This window comes from Pseudomonas sp. DSP3-2-3 (assembly GCF_049898225.1).
Taxonomy (GTDB): Bacteria; Pseudomonadota; Gammaproteobacteria; order Pseudomonadales; family Pseudomonadaceae; genus Aquipseudomonas.
In genome coordinates this window covers 1-19,764 of record NZ_JAFCXH010000003.1, presented here as the reverse complement: position 1 = coordinate 19,764, position 19,764 = coordinate 1, and the positions used below count along the sequence as shown (strand labels likewise).

Annotated in this window: 20 protein-coding genes; 14 read left to right on the top strand and 6 right to left on the bottom strand. The window is 60.3% G+C overall.

Annotation, left to right across the window (positions count from 1 at the left end):
* Window positions 1-16 precede the first annotated feature (16 nt).
* From ACP7E4_RS04655 to ACP7E4_RS04640, 4 genes are all read left to right on the top strand, one after another.
* The gene (locus ACP7E4_RS04655; protein ID WP_426112115.1) at window positions 17-562 is read left to right on the top strand and encodes a hypothetical protein; all 546 of its coding nucleotides are present in this window, start codon (window positions 17-19) and stop codon (window positions 560-562) included.
* A gap of 47 nt (window positions 563-609) precedes the next feature.
* Window positions 610-1,887: a flavohemoglobin expression-modulating QEGLA motif protein gene (locus tag ACP7E4_RS04650; RefSeq protein WP_426112113.1), complete on the top strand. Its 1,278-nt coding sequence runs from the start codon at window positions 610-612 to the stop codon at window positions 1,885-1,887.
* A 134-nt stretch (window positions 1,888-2,021) separates the two neighbouring features.
* The gene (locus tag ACP7E4_RS04645) at window positions 2,022-2,912 is read left to right on the top strand and encodes an alpha/beta hydrolase (RefSeq protein WP_426112543.1); all 891 of its coding nucleotides are present in this window, start codon (window positions 2,022-2,024) and stop codon (window positions 2,910-2,912) included.
* The gene (locus ACP7E4_RS04640; RefSeq protein ID WP_331151976.1) at window positions 2,909-3,238 is read left to right on the top strand and encodes a hypothetical protein; all 330 of its coding nucleotides are present in this window, start codon (window positions 2,909-2,911) and stop codon (window positions 3,236-3,238) included. The genes ACP7E4_RS04645 and ACP7E4_RS04640 overlap by 4 nt, the downstream gene beginning before the upstream one ends.
* Window positions 3,239-3,455: 217 nt before the next feature.
* Here ACP7E4_RS04640 and ACP7E4_RS04635 read toward each other — a convergent pair whose 3' ends face one another.
* From ACP7E4_RS04635 to ACP7E4_RS04625, 3 genes are all read right to left on the bottom strand, one after another.
* Complete coding sequence (locus ACP7E4_RS04635) at window positions 3,456-4,238, bottom strand: OmpA family protein (protein WP_426112111.1); 783 nt, start codon at window positions 4,236-4,238, stop codon at window positions 3,456-3,458.
* A 48-nt stretch (window positions 4,239-4,286) separates the two neighbouring features.
* Window positions 4,287-4,706: a DUF4398 domain-containing protein gene (locus ACP7E4_RS04630; protein ID WP_426112109.1), complete on the bottom strand. Its 420-nt coding sequence runs from the start codon at window positions 4,704-4,706 to the stop codon at window positions 4,287-4,289.
* Window positions 4,707-4,968: 262 nt separating this feature from the next.
* A complete protein-coding gene (locus tag ACP7E4_RS04625; RefSeq protein WP_426112107.1) occupies window positions 4,969-5,313 on the bottom strand; it encodes a pilin assembly protein in 345 nt (114 codons plus the stop codon).
* 231 nt (window positions 5,314-5,544) lie between these two features.
* Here ACP7E4_RS04625 and ppc point away from each other — a divergent pair, with 231 nt between their 5' ends.
* The 7 genes from ppc (at window position 5,545) to ACP7E4_RS04590 (ending at window position 12,906) form a co-directional block, all read left to right on the top strand.
* Window positions 5,545-8,181, top strand: a complete 2,637-nt coding sequence (gene ppc / locus ACP7E4_RS04620; protein WP_426112105.1) for a phosphoenolpyruvate carboxylase — start codon at window positions 5,545-5,547, stop codon at window positions 8,179-8,181.
* A 277-nt stretch (window positions 8,182-8,458) separates the two neighbouring features.
* Window positions 8,459-9,106, top strand: a complete 648-nt coding sequence (gene adk / locus ACP7E4_RS04615; RefSeq protein WP_426112103.1) for an adenylate kinase — start codon at window positions 8,459-8,461, stop codon at window positions 9,104-9,106.
* Between the two features lie 84 nt (window positions 9,107-9,190).
* On the top strand, window positions 9,191-9,865 hold the full coding sequence (gene tsaB / locus ACP7E4_RS04610; protein WP_426112101.1) for a tRNA (adenosine(37)-N6)-threonylcarbamoyltransferase complex dimerization subunit type 1 TsaB: 675 nt from the start codon (window positions 9,191-9,193) through the stop codon (window positions 9,863-9,865).
* 268 nt (window positions 9,866-10,133) lie between these two features.
* A complete protein-coding gene (locus tag ACP7E4_RS04605; protein ID WP_426112099.1) occupies window positions 10,134-10,448 on the top strand; it encodes a hypothetical protein in 315 nt (104 codons plus the stop codon).
* Window positions 10,445-11,314, top strand: coding sequence for a DUF72 domain-containing protein (locus ACP7E4_RS04600; RefSeq protein WP_426112097.1), 870 nt, complete (start codon window positions 10,445-10,447; stop codon window positions 11,312-11,314). Before ACP7E4_RS04605 ends, ACP7E4_RS04600 begins: the two co-directional genes overlap by 4 nt.
* Before the next feature lie 57 nt (window positions 11,315-11,371).
* On the top strand, window positions 11,372-12,205 hold the full coding sequence (locus ACP7E4_RS04595) for an isocitrate lyase/PEP mutase family protein (RefSeq protein WP_426112095.1): 834 nt from the start codon (window positions 11,372-11,374) through the stop codon (window positions 12,203-12,205).
* A gap of 2 nt (window positions 12,206-12,207) precedes the next feature.
* Window positions 12,208-12,906 carry an extensin family protein gene (locus tag ACP7E4_RS04590; RefSeq protein WP_426112093.1) on the top strand — a complete coding sequence of 233 codons (699 nt, stop codon included), beginning with the start codon at window positions 12,208-12,210 and terminating at the stop codon, window positions 12,904-12,906.
* Here ACP7E4_RS04590 and ACP7E4_RS04585 read toward each other — a convergent pair.
* Window positions 12,903-13,526 (bottom strand): energy transducer TonB, encoded by a 624-nt coding sequence (locus ACP7E4_RS04585; RefSeq protein ID WP_426112091.1) that lies wholly within the window; start codon window positions 13,524-13,526, stop codon window positions 12,903-12,905. The two genes, ACP7E4_RS04590 and ACP7E4_RS04585, sit on opposite strands and share 4 nt — an antisense overlap.
* Before the next feature lie 96 nt (window positions 13,527-13,622).
* Here ACP7E4_RS04585 and ACP7E4_RS04580 point away from each other — a divergent pair, with 96 nt between their 5' ends.
* Complete coding sequence (locus ACP7E4_RS04580; RefSeq protein ID WP_426112089.1) at window positions 13,623-14,408, top strand: class I SAM-dependent methyltransferase; 786 nt, start codon at window positions 13,623-13,625, stop codon at window positions 14,406-14,408.
* 173 nt (window positions 14,409-14,581) lie between these two features.
* Here ACP7E4_RS04580 and ACP7E4_RS04575 read toward each other — a convergent pair whose 3' ends face one another.
* Entirely contained in the window at window positions 14,582-15,217 is a 636-nt protein-coding gene (locus ACP7E4_RS04575; RefSeq protein WP_426112087.1) for a TetR/AcrR family transcriptional regulator, read from the bottom strand.
* 93 nt (window positions 15,218-15,310) lie between these two features.
* On the opposite strand from ACP7E4_RS04575, the gene ACP7E4_RS04570 reads away from it, so the two are divergent.
* Both ACP7E4_RS04570 and ACP7E4_RS04565 read left to right on the top strand, forming a co-directional pair.
* Window positions 15,311-16,411: an efflux RND transporter periplasmic adaptor subunit gene (locus ACP7E4_RS04570; RefSeq protein ID WP_426112085.1), complete on the top strand. Its 1,101-nt coding sequence runs from the start codon at window positions 15,311-15,313 to the stop codon at window positions 16,409-16,411.
* 6 nt (window positions 16,412-16,417) lie between these two features.
* Window positions 16,418-19,480 carry an efflux RND transporter permease subunit gene (locus ACP7E4_RS04565; RefSeq protein ID WP_426112083.1) on the top strand — a complete coding sequence of 1,021 codons (3,063 nt, stop codon included), beginning with the start codon at window positions 16,418-16,420 and terminating at the stop codon, window positions 19,478-19,480.
* A 21-nt stretch (window positions 19,481-19,501) separates the two neighbouring features.
* Here the strand turns inward: ACP7E4_RS04565 and ACP7E4_RS04560 are convergent.
* Window positions 19,502-19,764, bottom strand: a 263-nt coding sequence (locus tag ACP7E4_RS04560; RefSeq protein WP_426112081.1) for a hypothetical protein, incomplete at its 5' end; no start/stop codon positions are given.

Sequence of the window (19,764 nt, the reverse complement as noted above, 5' to 3'; positions counted from 1 at the left end):
CTTTCGGGAGCAACCCATGAAAGCCTGGCGTCTGGTCATAGTCTTGTCGTTCCTGCTGCTCAGCGGCTGTCTGGTGACCTTCAAGGACCCGATCCCCGCCCATGACGCTGCGCCAGCGCAGTTGCTGGGAACCTGGACCAGCAAGAACGCCTGGGGCGAACCCCTTGAGCTGGAGATCAAACGCGCCGGCAGCAATGAATACAAGGCCACCAGCTATCGTAAAGGTGATCGCAAGAACCGCGATGAATACGCTTTTACCGTGGCGCGACATGGCAGTCGCTGGTACCTGTCGGCGGGCCTGCCGCAGCGATACGGGTCTAATTACGTGATTGCCGGTTTTGAATTGACGGAAAACGATGAACTGGTGGTCTACAACCTGGATCTGGATCACATCAGGCAATGGACCGAGCAAAAGCTGCTTGACGGGCAGACGATGGAAACCGAGAAAGGCGACGGTGTATTGATCACCAGTCCGCTTGAAACCGTGTTCGGATACCTTGACGATCCGGCCAATTCAGATGTTTTCCTTGAGGTGGCGCGGTACCAGCGCATACCCAAGTAGGGCTACACGCCCAACCAACCAAGGCCTGACCAACGAAGGAGCACCGGGTGGACGAGTACCAGCAGACTATTCGCACGTTGTCGGATCGAATCGTATTGGCGCAGACGCCGATTCGGGTTCTGGATGCAGTGAAGTGGGACGACACCGTCCGCCAGGAATTCCTCGCCGCCAAAGGCAAGGCGATGCCCAATGTGGACCGCGCCTACTACGACAACCGACCTCTGGGTTTTGACTCCGGCGCCGTCAAGCTGGAGTTCCAGAACATCGAGCGTGACCTCACCCGGCAACTGGGTCAGTTCAACCCGGTGGGGCAGATCATGCGGCGCATGTGCAAGGAATACCGCATGGTGATCCGCATGCTCGAAGCGCGGGGCACGCCGGATTTCGGCCTGATCTCCCAAGAGCTCTACGGGGCGGCATCGGATGCCTTTCATGCGGGCGATCCGACGCTGTCCGATCTGGGCCTGATGCTGTCGGATTACCTGAACAACATCGCCGGGCGCGGCGACCTCAAGGATGAAGCCAAGACGCTCACTGCCAAGGACGCTGTGGCGATGCTGCAAAGCCGCCTGAACAAGGTCTTTGGCGAAGCCGAGGAAACCATCCGGGTGTTCGAGTCTGATGGCATCGTCGCCGACGCTGCCGCAGGTGCCGACTACATCAAGATCCGCACCGACGCGATGTTCAACGAACGCGACGTGCGCGCCCTGGAAGTTCACGAAGGGCTGGTGCACGTGGGCACGACGCTGAACGGCCAGAACCAGCCGATCTGCACTTTTCTGTCCAAGGGCCCGCCGTCGTCGACCGTGACTCAGGAAGGTCTGGCGATTCTCATGGAAGTCATCGCCTTTGCGTCCTACCCGAGTCGCCTGCGCAAGCTGACCAACCGCACCCGCGCGATTCATATGGCCGAGGAGGGCGCCGACTTCCTGCAAGTCTTCGAGTTCTACCGCGAGCAGGGCTTCGGCATGTCGGAAAGCTATGGCAATGCCAGTCGGGTTTTCCGGGGATCGGTGCCCAATGGTCTGCCATTCACCAAAGACTTGTCCTACCTCAAGGGCTTCATCATGGTTTACAACTATATTCAGCTGGCGGTCCGCAAAGGCAAGCTGGAACAAGTTCCGCTGCTGTTCTGCGGCAAGACCACCCTTGAAGACATGCGCACGATGCGTCAATTGGTCGATGAAGGCTTGGTGGTGCCGCCCAAATACCTGCCCGAACAGTTTCGCGACATGAATGCCTTGTCAGCCTGGATGTGTTTCTCGAACTTCCTCAACCACTTGAGCCTGGACCGGATCGAAGCGGATTATTCGAATATTTTGTAGCGCAATCTGTGGGAGCGAGCTTGCTCGCGAAGACATTTTTTCAGGCGGAAAAAATCTGCCGAATGTACTGACCCCTTCGAGAGCGCCCACTTTGTAAGGAATCCCGCTTGAAGTTGCTGACCACCCTTGCGCTGATGTTCACCCTGTCCGGCTGCAGTTCCATGCTCTTCTACCCGGAGCCCGGTCTGCCGTTCACGCCGGAAAAGGCCCATCTGCAATTTCGCGACGTCTCCTTGACCGCCGCCGATGGCACGCGCTTGCACGCCTGGTGGCTGCCAGCCAAGGAAGGCGTCCCGGTCAAAGGCACGGTGCTGCATCTGCATGGCAACGGCGGAAATCTGGCCTGGCATCTGGGCGGCAGTTGGTGGTTGCCGGAGCAGGGTTATCAGGTTCTGCTGCTGGATTACCGCGGTTATGGGCTGTCGGAAGGGCAACCGGGCTTGCCCGCCATTTATCAAGACATTGACGCCGCGTTCGCCTGGCTCGATCAGTCCTCCGAGGTCCAGGGCAAGCCGCTGGTGGTGCTCGGGCAAAGTATCGGCGGGGCGCTGGGCGTGCATTATCTGGCTGAACATCCTGCGCAACGCGCCAGACTCAAGGCGCTGGTGCTGGACGGAACGCCGGCGAGTTATCGGCAGGTCGCGCGCTACACCTTGGGCACTTCGTGGTTGACCTGGCCGCTGCAAACTCCGCTGTCGTGGCTGATTCCCGATGCAGACAGCGCCATTAATGGCCTGCCACAGCTGGCCGGTACGCCGATGCTGATTTTCCAGAGCATGGACGACACCCTTGTACCGCTGAACAATGGCATCAGCCTGTATCAGGCCGCGCCGCCGCCGCGTGTGCTGCAACTGACCCGTGGCGGTCATGTGCAGACATTCTCCGATCCAACGTGGCGCGCGGTCATGCTGCGCTATCTGGAAGACCCGCTGCACTTCAATGGCCTGCGGCGCCTGGCCGAAGTGCCGAACTATCCCGCTGCCACACCGAATCCGAAAACTGCTGAGTCCGAGAAAACGCAATGAACGAAGAACGTAACGCCATCCCGCTGATCATCACCGGAATCTGCTGCATCCTGGGCACGGTCGGCACCCTCTGGTACTACGGCTACCTGCATTTCGCCAAGCCAGAAGATGCCTTGCTGCTCAACCAGTTCACGATGCTCAAGACCGTGCCGGGCGAGGACTACAAGATATCCGTGACCCCGGCCACTGAAGTGGCGCAGTGCATCGATGGCGTGCTGGTGCTGTTCGACACTTCGCAAAAAGGGCTGTCGGGCGTACTGATCAACGACAAGAAACAGGCCGTACGTTGCGCCGGCGAGGAAACGCCGCAGCAGTTGCAGCCTTGAACATCCACTATCCGTTGAAGCGAGGCTGGCGTTGCTTTTGTGGGAGAGGACTTGTCCTCGAAGGGGCTGGCAGGCAATGAAGCTCTGTCGGGCAGATTGAGGTTGCCCGGGCTGACTCAGCGAGGACAAGTCCTCTCCCACAAAGGACGGGACAAGCGAACAGCAAAAAGCCCGGCCAGTGAACACTGGCCGGGCTTTTCAGTATTGCTTCAGCGTTTTAGTGCATCGACGAACGCGGTGCTACTGGCTGGTTGTCGTTGGAAATGGTCACTTCCACGCGACGGTTCTGGGCACGGCCCGAGTTGCTGGTGTTGTCGGCAACCGGGTATTCCTTGCCGTAACCCTGAGCAACGATGCGCGCTGGATCAACGCCCATCTGCACCAGAGCATTGCGCACGGAGCCAGCGCGGCGCTCGGACAGCGACTGGTTGTACGCAGCCGAACCCGAGCTGTCGGTGTAGCCTTCGACAATCACTTTACGGTCCGGGTTGTCCTGCAGGAACTTGGCGAGCTGGCTAACATTGGTCAGGCCGCTGGAGCGCAGTTCGGCCTTGTTCAGGTCAAACAGCACGTCGCCGAAGGTCACCAGCGTACCGCGTTCGGTCTGCTTGGCGTTCAGGCTGCTCTGCAAGGCCTTGATCTGAGCGTCACGGGCATCCAGACGAGCCTGGGCGCGAGCAGCGGCGGCACCTTTCAGATTTTCTTCAGCGGTGCGCAGGTTGATCGTCTGCTTGGCGAGCTCGACGCGCTGGTTGGTCAGGTAAGCCAGCTGATCGACTTTCTTCTCGTTTTCCTTGGCGCGGTATGCAGCGTCAGCCTTGTTCAGCCAGTCGCTGGCATCCTTGGTTTCAAGGGCGGCGACCTGGGTGGCTTTCGGGTTGCTTTGCAGCGCGGAGAAATTGGTACGCGCCGATTCCAGATTAGGATTGGGCGGCGTGGAGCAAGCAGCAAGAGCGACGCTCATGGCCAGCAGGGCAGGGATCATCAATTGTTTGCGCATAGTAGTCTCGTCCTTTAAATCGAATTCGAAATGCATGAAAAACAGGTGTTATTGCGCCGGTGCCGGTTGTACCTGGCGCATGCCTTCTTCACGTAGTTCGTTGACGCCCTGACGGGCATCCTGCACAGCTTTTTCAGCCTTGGCGGCCTGAGCCTTGCGCTCGGCTACGCGTGCATCCCATTCGGCCTGCTCAGCCAGACGACGTGCTTCGTCGTATTTCTGGTCCTGCATGGCGGTTTCGGCTTGCTTGAGCTTGTCCTGAGCCGATTTCATTTCTACCGCTGCGTACTCGGTGCCGCCGGCGCTAACTGCACTGTTAACGGCCGATTGAGTGACTGCGTACTGCTCGCTTGGCGGATTGCCTGCGCAACCGGCCAGCACAAAGCTGGCGCCGAGGGCCAGTGCGGCGAGTTTCAAAGCTTTGAATTTGGATTTGGCAGTAACGGTGTTCATGGTGTGCGATTCCATTGTTTATCTCCTGAAAACTTTGGTTTCCATGACAGTCATGCTTAGGGCTGAAGCGAGCGAGGTAGCGCTGGCAATGCCATCTGCTATCCGTAGGCTTTTCTGTAATGGCTAACGGCTCGGACCTGTGCAGTTTTTGAATAGTTCAGGTTTTTTTTGAGCGGCGTCTGAAAACTGACGTCGTTTGTCAGGCACCTGACAACACAGCCGTGTGTTGTCGTTGCCGGGCTCTAAAGCGGTCAACCGGGAGGAAAATCCAGCGAAATCAGGATGGCTCAGCTTCCTGCTGCTCGGAAAGTTCGTGCAAATGGCGTCGTGACAACTCCAGGAAACGCGGCGTGGGGCCCACATCTTCGTAAAGTGGATCGCCTTCTTCATCGGTCGCAATCACATGCTGGCCTTTGACGTAGGGGAAGCTGGTCTCCAGCTCTTCCAGCGCCGCGCCGATCAGCTCCCCCAGCAGTTCTTCGGCATGGCGTTTCGGGTACATCTCGGTCAGAGCCGCCAGCCGGGCGGCGGATTCCACATCCAGGTGAATCGCATAGCTGGTCCTGGTCAGGCGACCTTTGGCATTCTGTTCCCAGTGGTTGGCGAGCTCACGGATTTTCATAGATACCCCTTTATTGGCCCGCGCTGGCGGGCCTGATCGAATAACGAGCCCATCAAAATAGCCCGTCACTGAGATTAGCTTGAGTCCTGGCAAACGGTTGCCTGAAGCCAGGGGTTTGTCGAACCGCAGGGTTTTGGTGCACTGTTGGTAGATCAGATTTCTGCACGCTGGTTCGGTGGTGAAGGTAACGAACCGGACAGCGCCCCTATAAAAACGCTGGGAGAGGGAACGATGGCTGATATCGATGCACGTTTGCGTGAGGACGTTCACCTGTTGGGCGAGCTGTTGGGCAACACCATCCGCGAGCAACGTGGCGCGGAGTTTCTCGATACGATCGAACGCATTCGCAAAGGCGCCAAGGCTGGTCGACGGGGCTCCGCAGCGGGTGCCGAACAGCTGAGTTCCAGCGTAAATGCGCTGGAGGAAGGTGAGTTGCTGCCCGTCGCGCGGGCCTTCAATCAGTTCCTCAATCTGGCCAACATCGCCGAGCAATATCAGCTGATTCGTCGTCGCGACGATGCTCAGCCGCAACCCTTCGAATCCCGAGTCCTGCCCGAGTTGCTCGACCGTTTGAAGGGCGCGGGACATTCCCCGGAAGCGCTGGCGCGGCAACTGGGCAAGCTGGAGATCGAACTGGTCCTTACTGCGCACCCGACCGAAGTCGCGCGGCGCACGTTGATCCAGAAGTACGACGCCATCGCCGCACAACTGGCGGCACTGGATCAGCGAGACCTCAGCAGCGACGAGCGCGAGCAGATCACCTCACGCCTGCAACGCTTGATCGCCGAGGCCTGGCACACCGAAGAGATTCGCCGCACCCGGCCAACTCCGGTGGACGAAGCCAAGTGGGGCTTCGCCGTCATCGAGCATTCGCTGTGGCAGGCGGTGCCCGATTACCTGCGCAAGGCCGATCATGCACTGCACGCCGCAACCGGCCTGCATCTGCCGCTGGAAGCCGCGCCGATCCGCTTTGCGTCGTGGATGGGCGGCGACCGTGACGGCAACCCGAATGTCACGGCTGCGGTCACCCGCGAAGTGCTGCTGCTGGCGCGCTGGATGGCGGCGGATCTGTACTTGCGCGATGTCGATCAGCTGGCGGCCGAACTGTCCATGCAACAGGCCAGCGCCGCGCTGCTAGCCCATGCCGGAGAAAATGCCGAACCTTATCGCGCGTTGCTCAAACAACTGCGTGAACGTCTGCGCGCGACGCGCAATTGGGCGCACGCATCGCTGACCGTCACCCAGCCGATGCCGGAGAACGTGCTGAACGACAACCGTGATCTGCTCGACCCGCTGCTGCTGTGTTTTCAGTCGCTGCACGAATGCGGCATGGGTGTGATTGCTGATGGCCCGTTGCTCGATTGTCTGCGCCGCGCTGTCACCTTTGGTTTGTTCCTGGTGCGGCTGGATGTGCGTCAGGACTCCAGCCGACACAGCGCCGCCATGACCGAAATCACTGATTATCTCGGTCTGGGTCGCTATGAAGAGTGGGATGAATCCGCGCGCGTTGAGTTCCTGCTGCGCGAGCTAAATAACCGTCGGCCATTGTTGCCCAGCCATTTCAAACCTGCGGCAGACACCGCCGAAGTTCTCGCCACCTGCCGCGAAGTGGCGGCGGCGCCTGCGGCATCGCTCGGTTCGTACGTGATTTCCATGGCTGGCGCAGCGTCGGACGTGCTCGCCGTGCAGTTGCTCCTCAAGGAAGCCGGGCTGCAACGGCCGATGCGCGTGGTGCCGCTGTTCGAAACCCTCGCGGATCTGGACAACGCCGGGCCGGTGATTGAGCAATTACTCAGCCTGCCAGGCTATCGCGCACGGTTGCACGGGCCGCAGGAAGTGATGATCGGCTATTCCGACTCCGCCAAGGACGCTGGCACCACCGCGTCGGCCTGGGCGCAGTATCGGGCGCAGGAAAAACTGGTGGATATCTGCCGTGAGCAACAAGTCGAACTGCTGCTGTTTCATGGCCGTGGTGGCACGGTCGGACGCGGTGGCGGCCCGGCGCATGCGGCGATTCTGTCTCAGCCACCGGGCTCGGTAGCCGGTCGCTTTCGCACCACCGAGCAAGGCGAGATGATTCGCTTCAAGTTCGGCCTGCCAGGCATCGCCGAACAAAACCTTAACCTGTACCTGGCTGCCGTGCTGGAGGCCACCTTGCAACCGCCACCACCGCCGGAACCCGCCTGGCGCAAGATGATGGATCACCTGGCGGCCGATGGCGTCAAAGCCTACCGCGCCGTGGTGCGGGAAAATCCCGAATTCGTCGAGTATTTCAGTCAAGCCACGCCGGAACAGGAGCTGGGTCGTTTGCCGCTGGGCAGCCGTCCGGCCAAGCGTCGCGCTGGCGGTGTGGAAAGCTTGCGCGCGATCCCGTGGATTTTCGCCTGGACCCAGACACGGCTGATGCTGCCGGCCTGGCTGGGCTGGGAATCAGCGCTGAGCAAGGCGCTGGAACGGGGCGAAGGCGAGGTGTTGGCGCACATGCGCGAGCAATGGCCATTCTTCCGCACGCGCATCGATATGCTGGAGATGGTGCTGGCCAAAGCCGACAGCGACATTGCACGTTTATACGACGAACGTCTGGTGGCGCCCGAGCTGCAACATTTAGGTACGCATTTACGCGACCTATTGTCGCAGGCCTGCGCCGTGGTGCTCGGTCTGACCGGCCAGTCCCAGCTACTGGCACATAGCCCTGCGACCCTGGAATTCATCAGCCTGCGCAATACCTATCTGGACCCGTTGCACTTGCTGCAAGCGGAACTGCTCGCCCGATCCCGTAGCCGCGAGGCAAGTCTGGACAGTCCCCTGGAGCAGGCGTTGCTGGTGTCTGTGGCGGGAATCGCGGCGGGCTTGCGTAATACCGGCTGATGTCAGTTGTCGGTCGGGCTGTCGGCGATTGCCTGCGCAGCCCGTGCCGGCAAAGCGTTGCGAGCCTGCAGTTGCGCGGCGCCGAACTCGCTGGTGCCGCTACTTGCAACCGCCATCAGGACTAGGGTTACTGCGACTTTCGGCGGCTTGTGCCACCTGTGTCTGCTGTGTATCTTGATCAGCCTTTGGCCATTCTTCGGCTTTAAACCTTATTTAGAGATTGGTCCTGTAGTGGCGAATCCGACGATTCCATATAAAAAATTTGAGGAGCACATCGATGCGCGTAATTCTGCTGGGAGCTCCCGGGGCCGGTAAAGGTACTCAGGCAAAATTCATCACCGAGAAATTCGGCATCCCGCAAATTTCGACAGGCGACATGTTGCGCGCAGCGGTCAAGGCTGGCACTGAGCTGGGCTTGAAAGCCAAAAGCGTAATGGACAGCGGCGGTCTGGTGTCCGATGACCTGATCATCGGCCTGATCAAGGATCGTCTGTCCGAACCCGATTGCGCCAACGGCGTGCTGTTTGACGGTTTCCCGCGCACCATTCCGCAGGCTGAAGCCTTGCTGGCCGCCGGTCTGGAAATCGACAATGTGCTGGAGATCGCTGTGGATGACGAAGAAATCGTCAAGCGCATGTCCGGTCGCCGCGTTCATGAAGGTTCGGGTCGCATTTACCACACGATCTTCAATCCGCCGAAAGTCGAAGGCATCGACGACGTCACCGGCGAGCCCTTGCTGCAACGCAAGGACGACGTTGAAGAAACCGTGCGCCATCGCCTGGCCGTCTACCACGCGCAGACCAAGCCGCTGGTGGATTTCTACAGCAAACTCGAAACCGCGAATGGCAAGCCCAAGTGCAGCCATATTGCCGGTGTCGGTTCTGTAGAAGAGATCACTGCCAAGGTGCTCGCAGCGCTGAGCTGATCGAGTCCTTCAGTCAACAACGGCCCGCTTGCGGGCCGTTTGTCGTTTATAATGCGCCACTTTTTTCCTGCGACGGATACATCGATGACCACCTTGCTGGCCCTGGACACCGCCACTGAAGCCTGCTCGGTCGCTTTGCTGCATGACGGCAAAGTGCTGAGCCACTACGAGGTGATCCCGCGCCTGCATGCCCAGCGTCTGTTGCCGATGATCAAGACCTTGCTGGCGGAGGCGGGCATCGGCCTGTCGGCGCTGGACGCCATCGCCTTTGGGCGTGGCCCCGGGGCTTTTACCGGCGTGCGCATCGCTATCGGCGTGGTTCAAGGCCTGGCTTTCGCCCTGGAGCGGCCGGTGCTGCCGGTTTCCAATCTGGCGGTACTGGCGCAACGCGCATTGCGCGAACATGGCGCCCATCAGGTAGCGTCGGCAATCGATGCGCGCATGGATGAGGTGTATTGGGGGTGCTATCACAACGTGGCGGGTGAAATGCGCCTGCTCGGCGCTGAAGCCGTATTGCCGCCGGAGCTGGCGGCATTGCCCGCCGATGCCTGCGGCGACTGGTTCGGTGCAGGCACCGGCTGGGGCTATGCCGAGCGCATACCCGTGCAGCCGATCGGCCACGACGCCAGCATGTTGCCCCATGCTCAGGATCTGCTGACCCTGGCGACCTTCGCCTGGAACCGAGGCGAAGCCATCATCGCCGACGACGCCCAGCCGGTTTACCTGCGCGACAAAGTGGCGACGCCCAAGGCGCGGTGACAGGCATTGTGGGAGCGAGCTTGCTCGCGAAAAGGCCAGTACAATCCAGTACTCTTCGGCGGCGAAGCGACTGTCTTCGCAAGCAAGCTTGCTCCCACGGATTCGCCCTGCCTATTGCCTGGCGACACACCTTTCATCGCCTAAATCCCTGAATCCACCAGCCGGCGTCAACCTTTTGGGAAATGTGTGGTCTAGTTATCGTTCGAACATTTGCTAAGTGCCTGTTCGTGACGTTAAATTGCCACTATAAGATGCCGAGTACGCACACATGCGCATAGACGGACCCTCACATCGCTCCACCCCCATCAAGCGCAGGCCGCAAAAGGCTCCTGCGACTGTTGAGGGTACCTTCGAAGAAGTGAACGACGACCTTGAGGTTCCGCAAAAGCCTGCACAAAACGCTGCAAAACCGGGCGCCGGTGCGCAAGCCAGCTCTACCGCCAACGTCCCCGCCCGTCAGCAAGACATCATCTTCCCGCGCTCCATGAGCAGCCGCGTTGCCAATGCCCTGGCCAGTTATCTGACCACCGCGAGTTTTGTCGATTGGGATCTTGAAGTCTCGGGCCTCGATCTGCACGTTTGAACGTTCCCCGCCTGCCTTATTACTTGGGTTGCCCGTCCTGGAGTGAAAACGCCTGGCGCGATTTCCTGTATCCCGCAGATGCCCGTCCTAATGAAATGCTCGGTCTGTACGCGCAAGTCTTCAATGCCGTAGAAGGCAACACCACGTTTTATGCGCGACCCAAGCCTGAAACAGTGCAGCGTTGGGCCGAAGTCTTGCCTGGGCATTTTCGTTTTACCGCCAAATTCCCCGGCGACATCAGCCACAACGGCGATTTGCGCCTGCAGTTGCACGCCGCAGGGGATTTCATCCGGCTGCTGGCGCCGCTGGGTCAGCGCGTAGCGCCGCTCTGGCTGCAACTCGCGAAGAGTTTCACTCCGTTGCGCCTGGGTGAACTGGCCACCTTCATCGATGAGCTGCAATACCCGCTCGCCGTGGAGGTGCGCAATCACGCGTTTTTCGACAAGGGTGAAGATGAGCGCATGCTCAATCGGCTGCTGCTGGATCGCGGCGTAGAGCGCATTTGCCTGGACTCGCGGCCGCTGTTCAGCTGCGTGTCCACGGACCCTGCGGTTTTGCATGCGCAGTCGAAAAAGCCCAAGGTGCCACCTCGACCTGCGGCGCTGACCCAATTTCCCCAGGTGCGCTTCATTGGCCATCCCTTGCTGGAGGCCAACGAGCCGTTTCTGCAGCAATGGGTCGAGAAAGTCGCAGGCTGGATCGAAGAAGGGCGTACGCCTTACGTGTTTCTGCACACCCCGGACAATATCCAGGCGCCGCTGCTGGCCCAGCGCTTTCATCAACTGTTGATGACCCGCCTGCCAGGCTTGCCGAGCTTGCCGGAACTGGATCGCGCACCTTCCGTGGAGCAACTGGGCTTGCTCTGAGGTCTGTAGTTGTGGGCTTATAGCAGCCCACACCAATGACTTGAGCAGGACTCGCCCATGGATGACCGTCAATTGCTACGTGCCCAGACCTTCCAGGCCTTGCACGCGCGCGACAGCGCGTTTGTGATCCCTAATCCGTGGGACGCAGGTTCCGCGAAGCTGCTGGCGTCCATGGGCTTCGAGTCCCTGGCGACCACCAGCGCAGGCCTGGCCTTCGCTTTGGGGCGCGCCGATGCTGAAGGCGCGATAAGCCGGGATGAAGCGCTGGAAAATATCCGCGCCATCGTTGCCGCGACCGATCTGCCGGTAGCTGCCGACCTGGAGAATTGCTTTGCCGACAGCCCCGAAGGCTGCGCCGAAACCCTGCTGAAAGCGGCGCAGACCGGCATTGTCGGCGGATCCATCGAAGACGCCAGCGGCAATCCTGATGACCCGATTTATGCGTTCGATCTGGCTGTCGAGCGCGTCAGAGCGGCCGTCGCCGCCGCCCGCAGTTTGCCGTTTCCGTTCATGCTTACAGCCCGTGCGGAAAATCTTCTCAACGGCCGGATGGATTTCGCTGACACGCTGCGGCGGCTCGAAGCCTATGCCGACGCCGGGGCCGACGTGCTGTACGCCCCAGGTTTGCGCACTCGCGAGCAAGTCATCGCCGTAGTGCAGGCTGTGGCGCCGCGCCCGGTGAACGTGTTGATGGGCTTGAATGGCGTCAACCTCAGCGTCCAGCAGCTCAGCGAATGCGGGGTGCGGCGCATCAGCGTCGGTTCATCCCTGGCCCGTGCGGCGTTCGGCGGGCTGTATCGCGCCGCTGAAGAAATCCGCAGCCAAGGCACCTTCACCTATGCCGGGCAGGCGCTGCCGTTCGATCAACTCAACGCATTGTTCAAAAGCTGAAGATGCGGGGTTCGACGGTATTGCTGGTCTTTGTGCTGCTGTGTGGCGTTGCCGTTGCGGCAGTGTGGCGTGGCTGGATCGAGGTGCCTGACCTGTGGAATCCCTGGGCGCCGCTGGACATCCGGGCCGAACCGAACGTCCTGACGCCATACAAGCTGTCGCGCCTGCAAAACGATCCGCAGCTGTGTGATCAAGCGCTCGGCAGTTCGTCGCTGCGCTTCAGTCATCAGGCGGACAGCGACCCATCGGCAGCCTGTCCGCTGCAAAACATCCTGCGCGTGCAGGGCGGGGATGTGGCCTTGAGCAGCAGCTTTCTCGCCAGTTGCCGGTTGGCGGTGGCCTATGCGCTGTTTGACGTCCACACCTTGCAACCCGCCGCCCAGGCCGTATTCGGCCAGAAAGTGACGCGCATCGATCATCTGGGCAGCTTTGCCTGCCGCAATGTCTACAACCGCAGCGAAGGTCGCTTGAGCCAGCACGCGACGGCCAATGCGTTGGATATCGCCGGTTTTCGTCTGGCGGATGGTCAGCGGATCAGTGTTTTGGAGGACTGGAAGGAGGCGGGCGACAAAGGCCGGTTTTTGCGTCAGGTGCGCGACGGTGCCTGCAAGAACTTCAATACGGTGTTGGGGCCGGACTATAACGCTGCCCATCGCAACCATTTCCATCTGGATATGGGGCGCTGGAGTGTTTGTCGTTAAGCAGCCATGCGCAGGTTTTGCAGGACGATTGGGCGTGCCCAGCCGTTTTCGTAGTCGAACTGGCGCTGTTGGGCTACGACGATGGCGTCGTCCAGCGGCAGCGCAGGCTTGTCGGCCAATTCCCATTCGAACTCGGCAATCGGCAGATGCAGTGGGCGTGGCTCCGGGCCAGGGCCTGGAATGACGCTGTCGTCGTATGGATTGAGTACGCTCGGACGCACCCAGGTGCTGTCGAACTCAAGGTGGCGCTGTTGGGCAATCATTTCGCCAAGGCTGAACGGTTCGTTCGGTGGCGGCAGCAAGTCCAGTTCGAACTCGGCAATCGGCAGGAACAACGGCTCAGGCGGCTTGCGCTGCACATCGGCAACCGGGCAGGCGCGTTGTTCGACGATCTTGCCCAGGGTGCGAGCCCCGGCAATCGGTTCGCCGGTGGCGATATCAGTCACAACGGCGGCGGATTCTGCCGAGACCTCGGTGGTGTCGCCGATCTGTTCAGCCATCGCACGGGCAAATGCATCCGACCAGAGCTGGGTAACGCTACCCAATGCTCGGGAATTACGCAGGCTGAAGTCACCCGCGTGGGATAAGTAGCCTATGGATGTTTGCTGAATCTCTGACATAGCGATCAGTACACGTCTTGGGTCTGGCAAAATGCCTGATACTTGGTTATCGGCCGTTTTTGTCGATCATTAACAATTTTTGAGCGTGTGGACACAATGAGTGAGCAACCAGCGGGCAGCCGCATCCGGGTCGAAGCCCTGGCAAGCAATGGGCAGGAGCAGGCAGCGCAATGGGCCCAGCGCCTGGGCTTGCCGTTACAGGACGCCGAAGCGGATTTCGCCTTGCAAGTCACCGACGACGGTTTGCAGTTGCAGCAACTGAGTGATGATGCGCCGGGCCCGGTGCGCGTGGACTTTGTCGAAGGCGCGGTCGCCCATCGCCGGCTGTTCGGTGGTGGCAGCGGACAGATGATCGCCAAGGCGGTAGGCATCCAGCCCGGTGTGCGCCCGCGGGTGCTGGACGCCACGGCCGGGCTGGGCAAAGACGCGTTCGTGCTCGCCAGTCTGGGTTGCGAGATGAGTCTGATCGAACGTCAGCCGATCATCGCTGCGTTGCTTGAGGACGGTTTGCTACGCGGTCGGCAGGATCGCGAAGTGGGTTCGATCATTGGCCAGATGCGCTTGCTGACGGGCAATTCCATCGAGCTGATTCACAACTGGGAAGGCGAACCGCCGCAGGTGATCTACCTTGATCCGATGTTCCCGCACAGGGAGAAAACCGCGCTGGTGAAGAAGGAAATGCGCCTGTTCCGGCCGTTGGTGGGCGACGACATGGATGCTCCGGCGCTGCTCGAAGCCGCGCTGGCCCTGGCAACCCACCGCGTGGTGGTCAAACGCCCGCGCAAAGCGCCCTGCATCGACGGCCCGAAACCGAGTTATGCGCTGGATGGCAAATCCAGCCGTTATGACATCTATCCGAAGAAGGCGTTGAAATCCGGTTGATCTGACGCAACAGCGAACCTATGTGGGAGCGAGCTTGCTCGCGAAGGAGCTTACGAGCAGCGCGAGGCAGCGATATCGATGTGCCTGACACACCGCTTCGCGGCCGTCGTAACCTCCGAACGCTCCCACAAAAACGCCATCGTCAATCTGTAGGGGCTACGTCTCGCCAACAGCTAAACCCGATAAGCCCGCATAAACAATCCCACCACATCCCGCACATGCCTTTCGGCGCTGGCGTCGTCCGGCAGCTCGCCGCAGCCCACCAGCAAACGGAAGTTGCAGGTGCCTTTGATCAGGCTCAGGAAGTGTTCGGCTGCGGTCCTTGCCGAGTCAAAGCGCAGCTCACCGGTTTTTTCCAGGCGCGCGAGGAAACGCTCCATTTCCTGAAGAATCCGCTGCGGGCCCGCTTCGAAGAAGGTCTGCGACAGCATCGGGTCCTGAGTCCCCAGGGTCACCATCAAACGATGCAACTCGATGGACTCCGGGCTGTTGATCAGTCTGTTGAAGCTGCGCGCAATGTTCAGCAGCAACGTCTCGACGGGCAACTCGCTGTGCAGATCAAAAAACAATTCCGGCATCTGTTCTTCGCAGCGGGCTACCACGGCCGAGGAGAACAACGTCTCTTTATCAGTGAAATGGCTGTAGACCGTGAGCTTGGAAACACCTGCTTCCGCAGCCACCGCATCCATGCTGGTGCTGGCGTAACCGTTGCGCACGAACAGGTTTTTCGCCGCGTCGAGAATGGCCTGGCGTTTTGCCAGATCCTTGGGGCGGCCGGGGCCGGAGGGTGGTAATGAGGTGTCAGGCATATTCGTTTTAATAATGTACTGGTGAGTTTGATAATTTTTAATATACTCGCCAGTACAATTATTCCAAGTCTCAATTGCGAAGGTGTTGTCACCATGTTACGCAATGCGCTCTCTGTCGTGCTGCCTGTCACTCTGATTTCGTTGCTCGCCGCTTGCGGCCAAGAGGTCGCTGCGCCGGTTTCCGTGCGTCCGGCGATGGTGGTGCAGCCATTGCCGTCGTCCCAGTCCATGGACAGCTATCCCGGTGAAGTACGGGCGCGATTCGAGCCGGACCTGGCATTTCGCATCGCTGGCAAAGTCAGCAAGCGCTGGGTCGAAGAAGGCCAGCGGGTCAAGGCCAACCAACCGTTGGCCGAACTGGATGCTCAGGACGTCCGCCTGCAACTGGACGCCACTCGCGCCCAGGTGGCGGCAGCCGAGGCCAATTTGCAGCTGGTGCGCTCCGAACGCGATCGCTACAAGACGCTGATGGAGCGGCAGATGGTCAGTCGTTCGCAGTTCGACAACGCAGAAAACCTCTACCGCTCCGGCGAAGCGCGGCTCAAGCAGATCCGTGCCGAGCTGACCGTTGCCGACAACCAGACCAGCTATGCCGTACTGCGTGCGCCGCAGGATGGCGTGGTTGCCAAGCGTCTGGTGGAAGTCGGCCAGGTCGTCGCAGCGGGACAAACGGTATTTACCCTGGCGGCGGATGGCGAGCGTGAAGTGCTGATCAGCCTGCCGGAACAGAACTTCTCGCGCTTCAAGGTCGGCCAGCCAGTGGCGGTGGAATTGTGGACCCAGCGCGAGCAACGTTTCCCGGGCCGGATTCGCGAGCTGTCACCGGCCGCCGATCCGCGTTCGCGCACCTTCGCGGCGCGCATCGCCTTTGCTGGCGGCAAGATCCCCGCCGAACTGGGGCAGAGCGCCCAGGTGTTTATCCAGGCCGAACAGGTCGTGCCGCTCGCCGTGCCGCTGTCGGCAGTGACGTCCGAGAACGGCGTGCATTACGTCTGGCGTGTCGAGGCCGGCAATACGCTGAAGCGCGTGACGGTGCGGCTTGGTCCTTACGGGCAGGAGTCGGTGCCGGTGCTCGACGGGCTGGCGGCCAGCGACTGGATCGTGGCTGCGGGTGTGCATGTGCTGCACGAAGGTGAGCAAGTCCGCCCGGTGGATCGCGAGAACCGCGCGGTCAAGCTGGCGGCGAAGGAGTAAGCCCGGATGCACTTCAATCTATCCGAATGGGCGCTGCGCAATCGGCAAATCGTCCTGTACCTGATGATCGTTCTGGCTGTCGTCGGGGCTCTTTCCTACACCAAGCTGGGGCAGAGCGAAGATCCACCGTTCACCTTCAAAGCCATGGTGATTCGGACGATGTGGCCGGGCGCCAGCGCTGAAGAAGTGGCGCTGCAAGTCACTGATCGCATCGAGAAGAAACTGATGGAAACCGGCGAATACGAGCGCATCGTTTCGTTCTCGCGACCCGGTGAATCGACCGTGACCTTCGTGACCCGCGATTCGATGTTCTCCGCCGCGCTGCCGGAACTGTTCTATCAGATCCGCAAGAAAATCAGCGACATCCGCCAGAACCTGCCGCCGGGTATTCAGGGGCCGTTCTTCAACGATGAGTTCGGCACCACGTTTGGCAACATCTACGCGCTGACCGGCAAGGGTTTTGATTATGCCGTGCTCAAGGACTACGCCGACCGTATCCAGTTGCAATTGCAGCGGGTCAAGGACGTCGGCAAGGTCGAGCTGATCGGCTTGCAGGACGAGAAGATCTGGATCGAACTGTCCAACGTCAAACTGGCCACCCTGGGCCTGCCGCTGGCCGCCGTCCAGCAGGCGCTTGAAGCGCAGAACGCCGTCGCGGCCACCAGTTTCTTTGAAACCCCCACCGAGCGGGTTCAGTTGCGGGTCAGTGGACGTTTCCAGACCGTAGAAGAGATTCGTGAGTTTCCGATCCGCGTCGGCGACCGGACGCTGCGCATCAGTGATCTGGCCGAGGTGCATCGCGGCTTCAACGACCCGCCTGCGCCGCGCATGCGCTTCATAGGTGAGGATGCGCTGGGCCTGGCGGTGGCGATGAAGGAAGGCGGCGATATTCTGGTGCTGGGCAAGGCGCTGGAAGGCGAGTTTTCCCGCATCCAGAAAAACCTCCCGGCCGGCATGGAGCTGCGCAAGGTCTCCGATCAGCCTGCCGCTGTGAAGACCGGCGTCGGCGAGTTCGTCCGGGTGCTGGCGGAAGCCTTGGGCATCGTCTTGCTGGTGAGTTTCTTTTCCCTCGGTATGCGTACTGGCATGGTCGTGGCGCTGGCGATTCCGCTGGTGCTGGCGATGACTTTCGCCTGCATGTATTACCTGGGGATCGGCCTGCACAAGATTTCCCTGGGTGCGCTGGTGCTGGCGTTGGGCTTGCTGGTGGATGACGCGATCATTGCTGTGGAAATGATGGCAATCAAAATGGAGCAGGGTTACGACCGGATGCGCGCGGCGAGTTTCGCCTGGACCAGCACCGCGTTCCCGATGCTCACCGGGACGCTGATCACAGCGGCGGGTTTCCTGCCGATTGCCACGGCGCAGTCGAGTACTGGCGAGTACACCCGCTCGATCTTCCAGGTGGTCACCATTGCGTTGCTCGCGTCATGGGTCGCGGCGGTGGTGTTTGTGCCGTATCTGGGCGAACGGCTGCTGCCGGACCTGGCGAAAATCCATGCCGAGAAACACGGCGCGGGGGTCTTTGATCCCTATGCAATGCCGTTCTATAAGCGCGTTCGAGGTCTTGTCGGCTGGTGCGTTCGTCGTCGCAAGACAGTGATCGTGTTGACGGTAGGACTGTTCGTGCTGTCGGTGGTGATGTTCAAGTACGTGCCCCAGCAGTTTTTCCCGGCTTCGGGTCGGCTGGAGTTGATGATCGATATCAAACTCACCGAAGGCGCTTCGTTGAGCAACACCGCCGAACAGGTCAAGCGGCTGGAGCAGATGCTCAAGGATCACGACGGCATCGACAATTACGTGTCCTACGTGGGCACCGGTTCGCCGCGTTTCTATCTGCCGCTGGATCAGCAACTGCCGGCAGCGAGTTTTGCCCAGTTCGTCGTTCTCGCCAAATCCATTGAGGACCGGGAAACCCTGCGGACTTGGCTGATTACCAACCTCAATGAGCAGTTCCCGACCTTGCGTTCGCGAGTCACGCGCCTGGAAAACGGCCCGCCCGTGGGTTATCCGGTGCAGTTCCGGGTCAGCGGCGAGCACATTGACGAGGTCCGCGCACTGGCGCGCAAAGTGGCGGCCAAGGTCCGCGACAATCCCCATGTGGCCAATGTCCATCTGGACTGGGAAGAACCCAGCAAAGTGGTGTACCTCAATGTCGATCAGGACCGCGCCCGCGCACTCGGCGTGACCACAGCCAGTCTGTCGAAATTCCTGCAAAGCTCGCTCACCGGTTCCAGCGTGAGTCAGTACCGCGAGGACGATGAACTGATCGAAATCCTCCTGCGCGGCACCGCCAACGAACGTCAGCAATTGGGCGCGCTGGCGAGTCTTGCGGTACCCACCGACAACGGCGCGAGTGTTGCCTTGTCGCAAGTGGCGACCCTGGAATACGGCTTTGAAGAGGGCATCATCTGGCACCGCAACCGCCTGCCCAATGTCACGGTGCGCGCCGATATCTACGGCAAGGAGCAACCGGCGACGCTGGTCCAGCAAATCATGCCGACCTTGCAAGGTGTGCGCGATGAATTGCCGGATGGCTATTTGCTGGAAGTGGGCGGTACGGTCGAGGATTCGGCGCGAGGCCAGAACTCGGTCAAGGCGGGCGTGCCGCTGTTCATCGTGGTCGTGCTGACCTTGCTGATGATCCAGTTGCGCAGCTTTTCGCGGATGTTCATGGTGTTTCTGACTGCGCCGTTGGGGCTGATTGGCGTGACGCTGTTCCTGCTGGTGTTCAATCAGCCATTCGGTTTCGTTGCCATGCTGGGCACCATCGCCTTGTCGGGGATGATCATGCGCAACTCGGTAATTCTGGTGGATCAGATCGAACAGGATATTGCCGGCGGACTGGATCAGTGGCAGGCGATTATCGAAGCCACAGTGCGGCGCTTCCGGCCTATCGTGCTGACCGCGCTGGCGGCGGTGCTGGCGATGATTCCGCTGTCACGCAGCGTCTTCTTCGGCCCGATGGCGGTAGCGATCATGGGCGGCCTGATCGTCGCGACCGCGCTGACCTTGCTGTTTCTGCCCGCGCTGTATGCGGCTTGGTTTCGGGTGAAGAAGGTTGATTGACCTGTGGGAGCTGTGGGGGATTCAATGTTTGAGGGCAACCCACAGATGCCTCAGATGTGTTGTCTGCACCGACGTCTTCACGGATAAATCCGGTCCCACGGGATGACCGTGTTCCATCTGTGGGAGCGAGCTTGCTCGCGAAGAGGTATTCATATCCAGCGCATCTGAAGTGCACCCCAAAAGTTGGACACCCATCCAACCTCTGGGGTGTTTTTCATGAGCAAGTACACAACACAATTCAAGCTGTCCGCCATCGAAGCCTTTCTTGAACGAGGCAGAGGCTT

Coding starts and splice junctions, on each gene's coding strand:
- ACP7E4_RS04655 (WP_426112115.1), top strand. CDS start 17: ATGAAAGCCTGGCGTCTGGTCATAGTCTTGTCGTTCCTGCTGCTCAGC.
- ACP7E4_RS04645 (WP_426112543.1), top strand. CDS start 2,022: ATGTTCACCCTGTCCGGCTGCAGTTCCATGCTCTTCTACCCGGAGCCC.
- ACP7E4_RS04640 (WP_331151976.1), top strand. CDS start 2,909: ATGAACGAAGAACGTAACGCCATCCCGCTGATCATCACCGGAATCTGC.
- ACP7E4_RS04635 (WP_426112111.1), bottom strand. CDS start 4,238: ATGCGCAAACAATTGATGATCCCTGCCCTGCTGGCCATGAGCGTCGCT.
- ACP7E4_RS04630 (WP_426112109.1), bottom strand. CDS start 4,706: ATGGAATCGCACACCATGAACACCGTTACTGCCAAATCCAAATTCAAA.
- ACP7E4_RS04625 (WP_426112107.1), bottom strand. CDS start 5,313: ATGAAAATCCGTGAGCTCGCCAACCACTGGGAACAGAATGCCAAAGGT.
- ppc (WP_426112105.1), top strand. CDS start 5,545: ATGGCTGATATCGATGCACGTTTGCGTGAGGACGTTCACCTGTTGGGC.
- adk (WP_426112103.1), top strand. CDS start 8,459: ATGCGCGTAATTCTGCTGGGAGCTCCCGGGGCCGGTAAAGGTACTCAG.
- tsaB (WP_426112101.1), top strand. CDS start 9,191: ATGACCACCTTGCTGGCCCTGGACACCGCCACTGAAGCCTGCTCGGTC.
- ACP7E4_RS04605 (WP_426112099.1), top strand. CDS start 10,134: ATGCGCATAGACGGACCCTCACATCGCTCCACCCCCATCAAGCGCAGG.
- ACP7E4_RS04595 (WP_426112095.1), top strand. CDS start 11,372: ATGGATGACCGTCAATTGCTACGTGCCCAGACCTTCCAGGCCTTGCAC.
- ACP7E4_RS04590 (WP_426112093.1), top strand. CDS start 12,208: ATGCGGGGTTCGACGGTATTGCTGGTCTTTGTGCTGCTGTGTGGCGTT.
- ACP7E4_RS04585 (WP_426112091.1), bottom strand. CDS start 13,526: ATGTCAGAGATTCAGCAAACATCCATAGGCTACTTATCCCACGCGGGT.
- ACP7E4_RS04580 (WP_426112089.1), top strand. CDS start 13,623: ATGAGTGAGCAACCAGCGGGCAGCCGCATCCGGGTCGAAGCCCTGGCA.
- ACP7E4_RS04575 (WP_426112087.1), bottom strand. CDS start 15,217: ATGCCTGACACCTCATTACCACCCTCCGGCCCCGGCCGCCCCAAGGAT.
- ACP7E4_RS04570 (WP_426112085.1), top strand. CDS start 15,311: ATGTTACGCAATGCGCTCTCTGTCGTGCTGCCTGTCACTCTGATTTCG.
- ACP7E4_RS04565 (WP_426112083.1), top strand. CDS start 16,418: ATGCACTTCAATCTATCCGAATGGGCGCTGCGCAATCGGCAAATCGTC.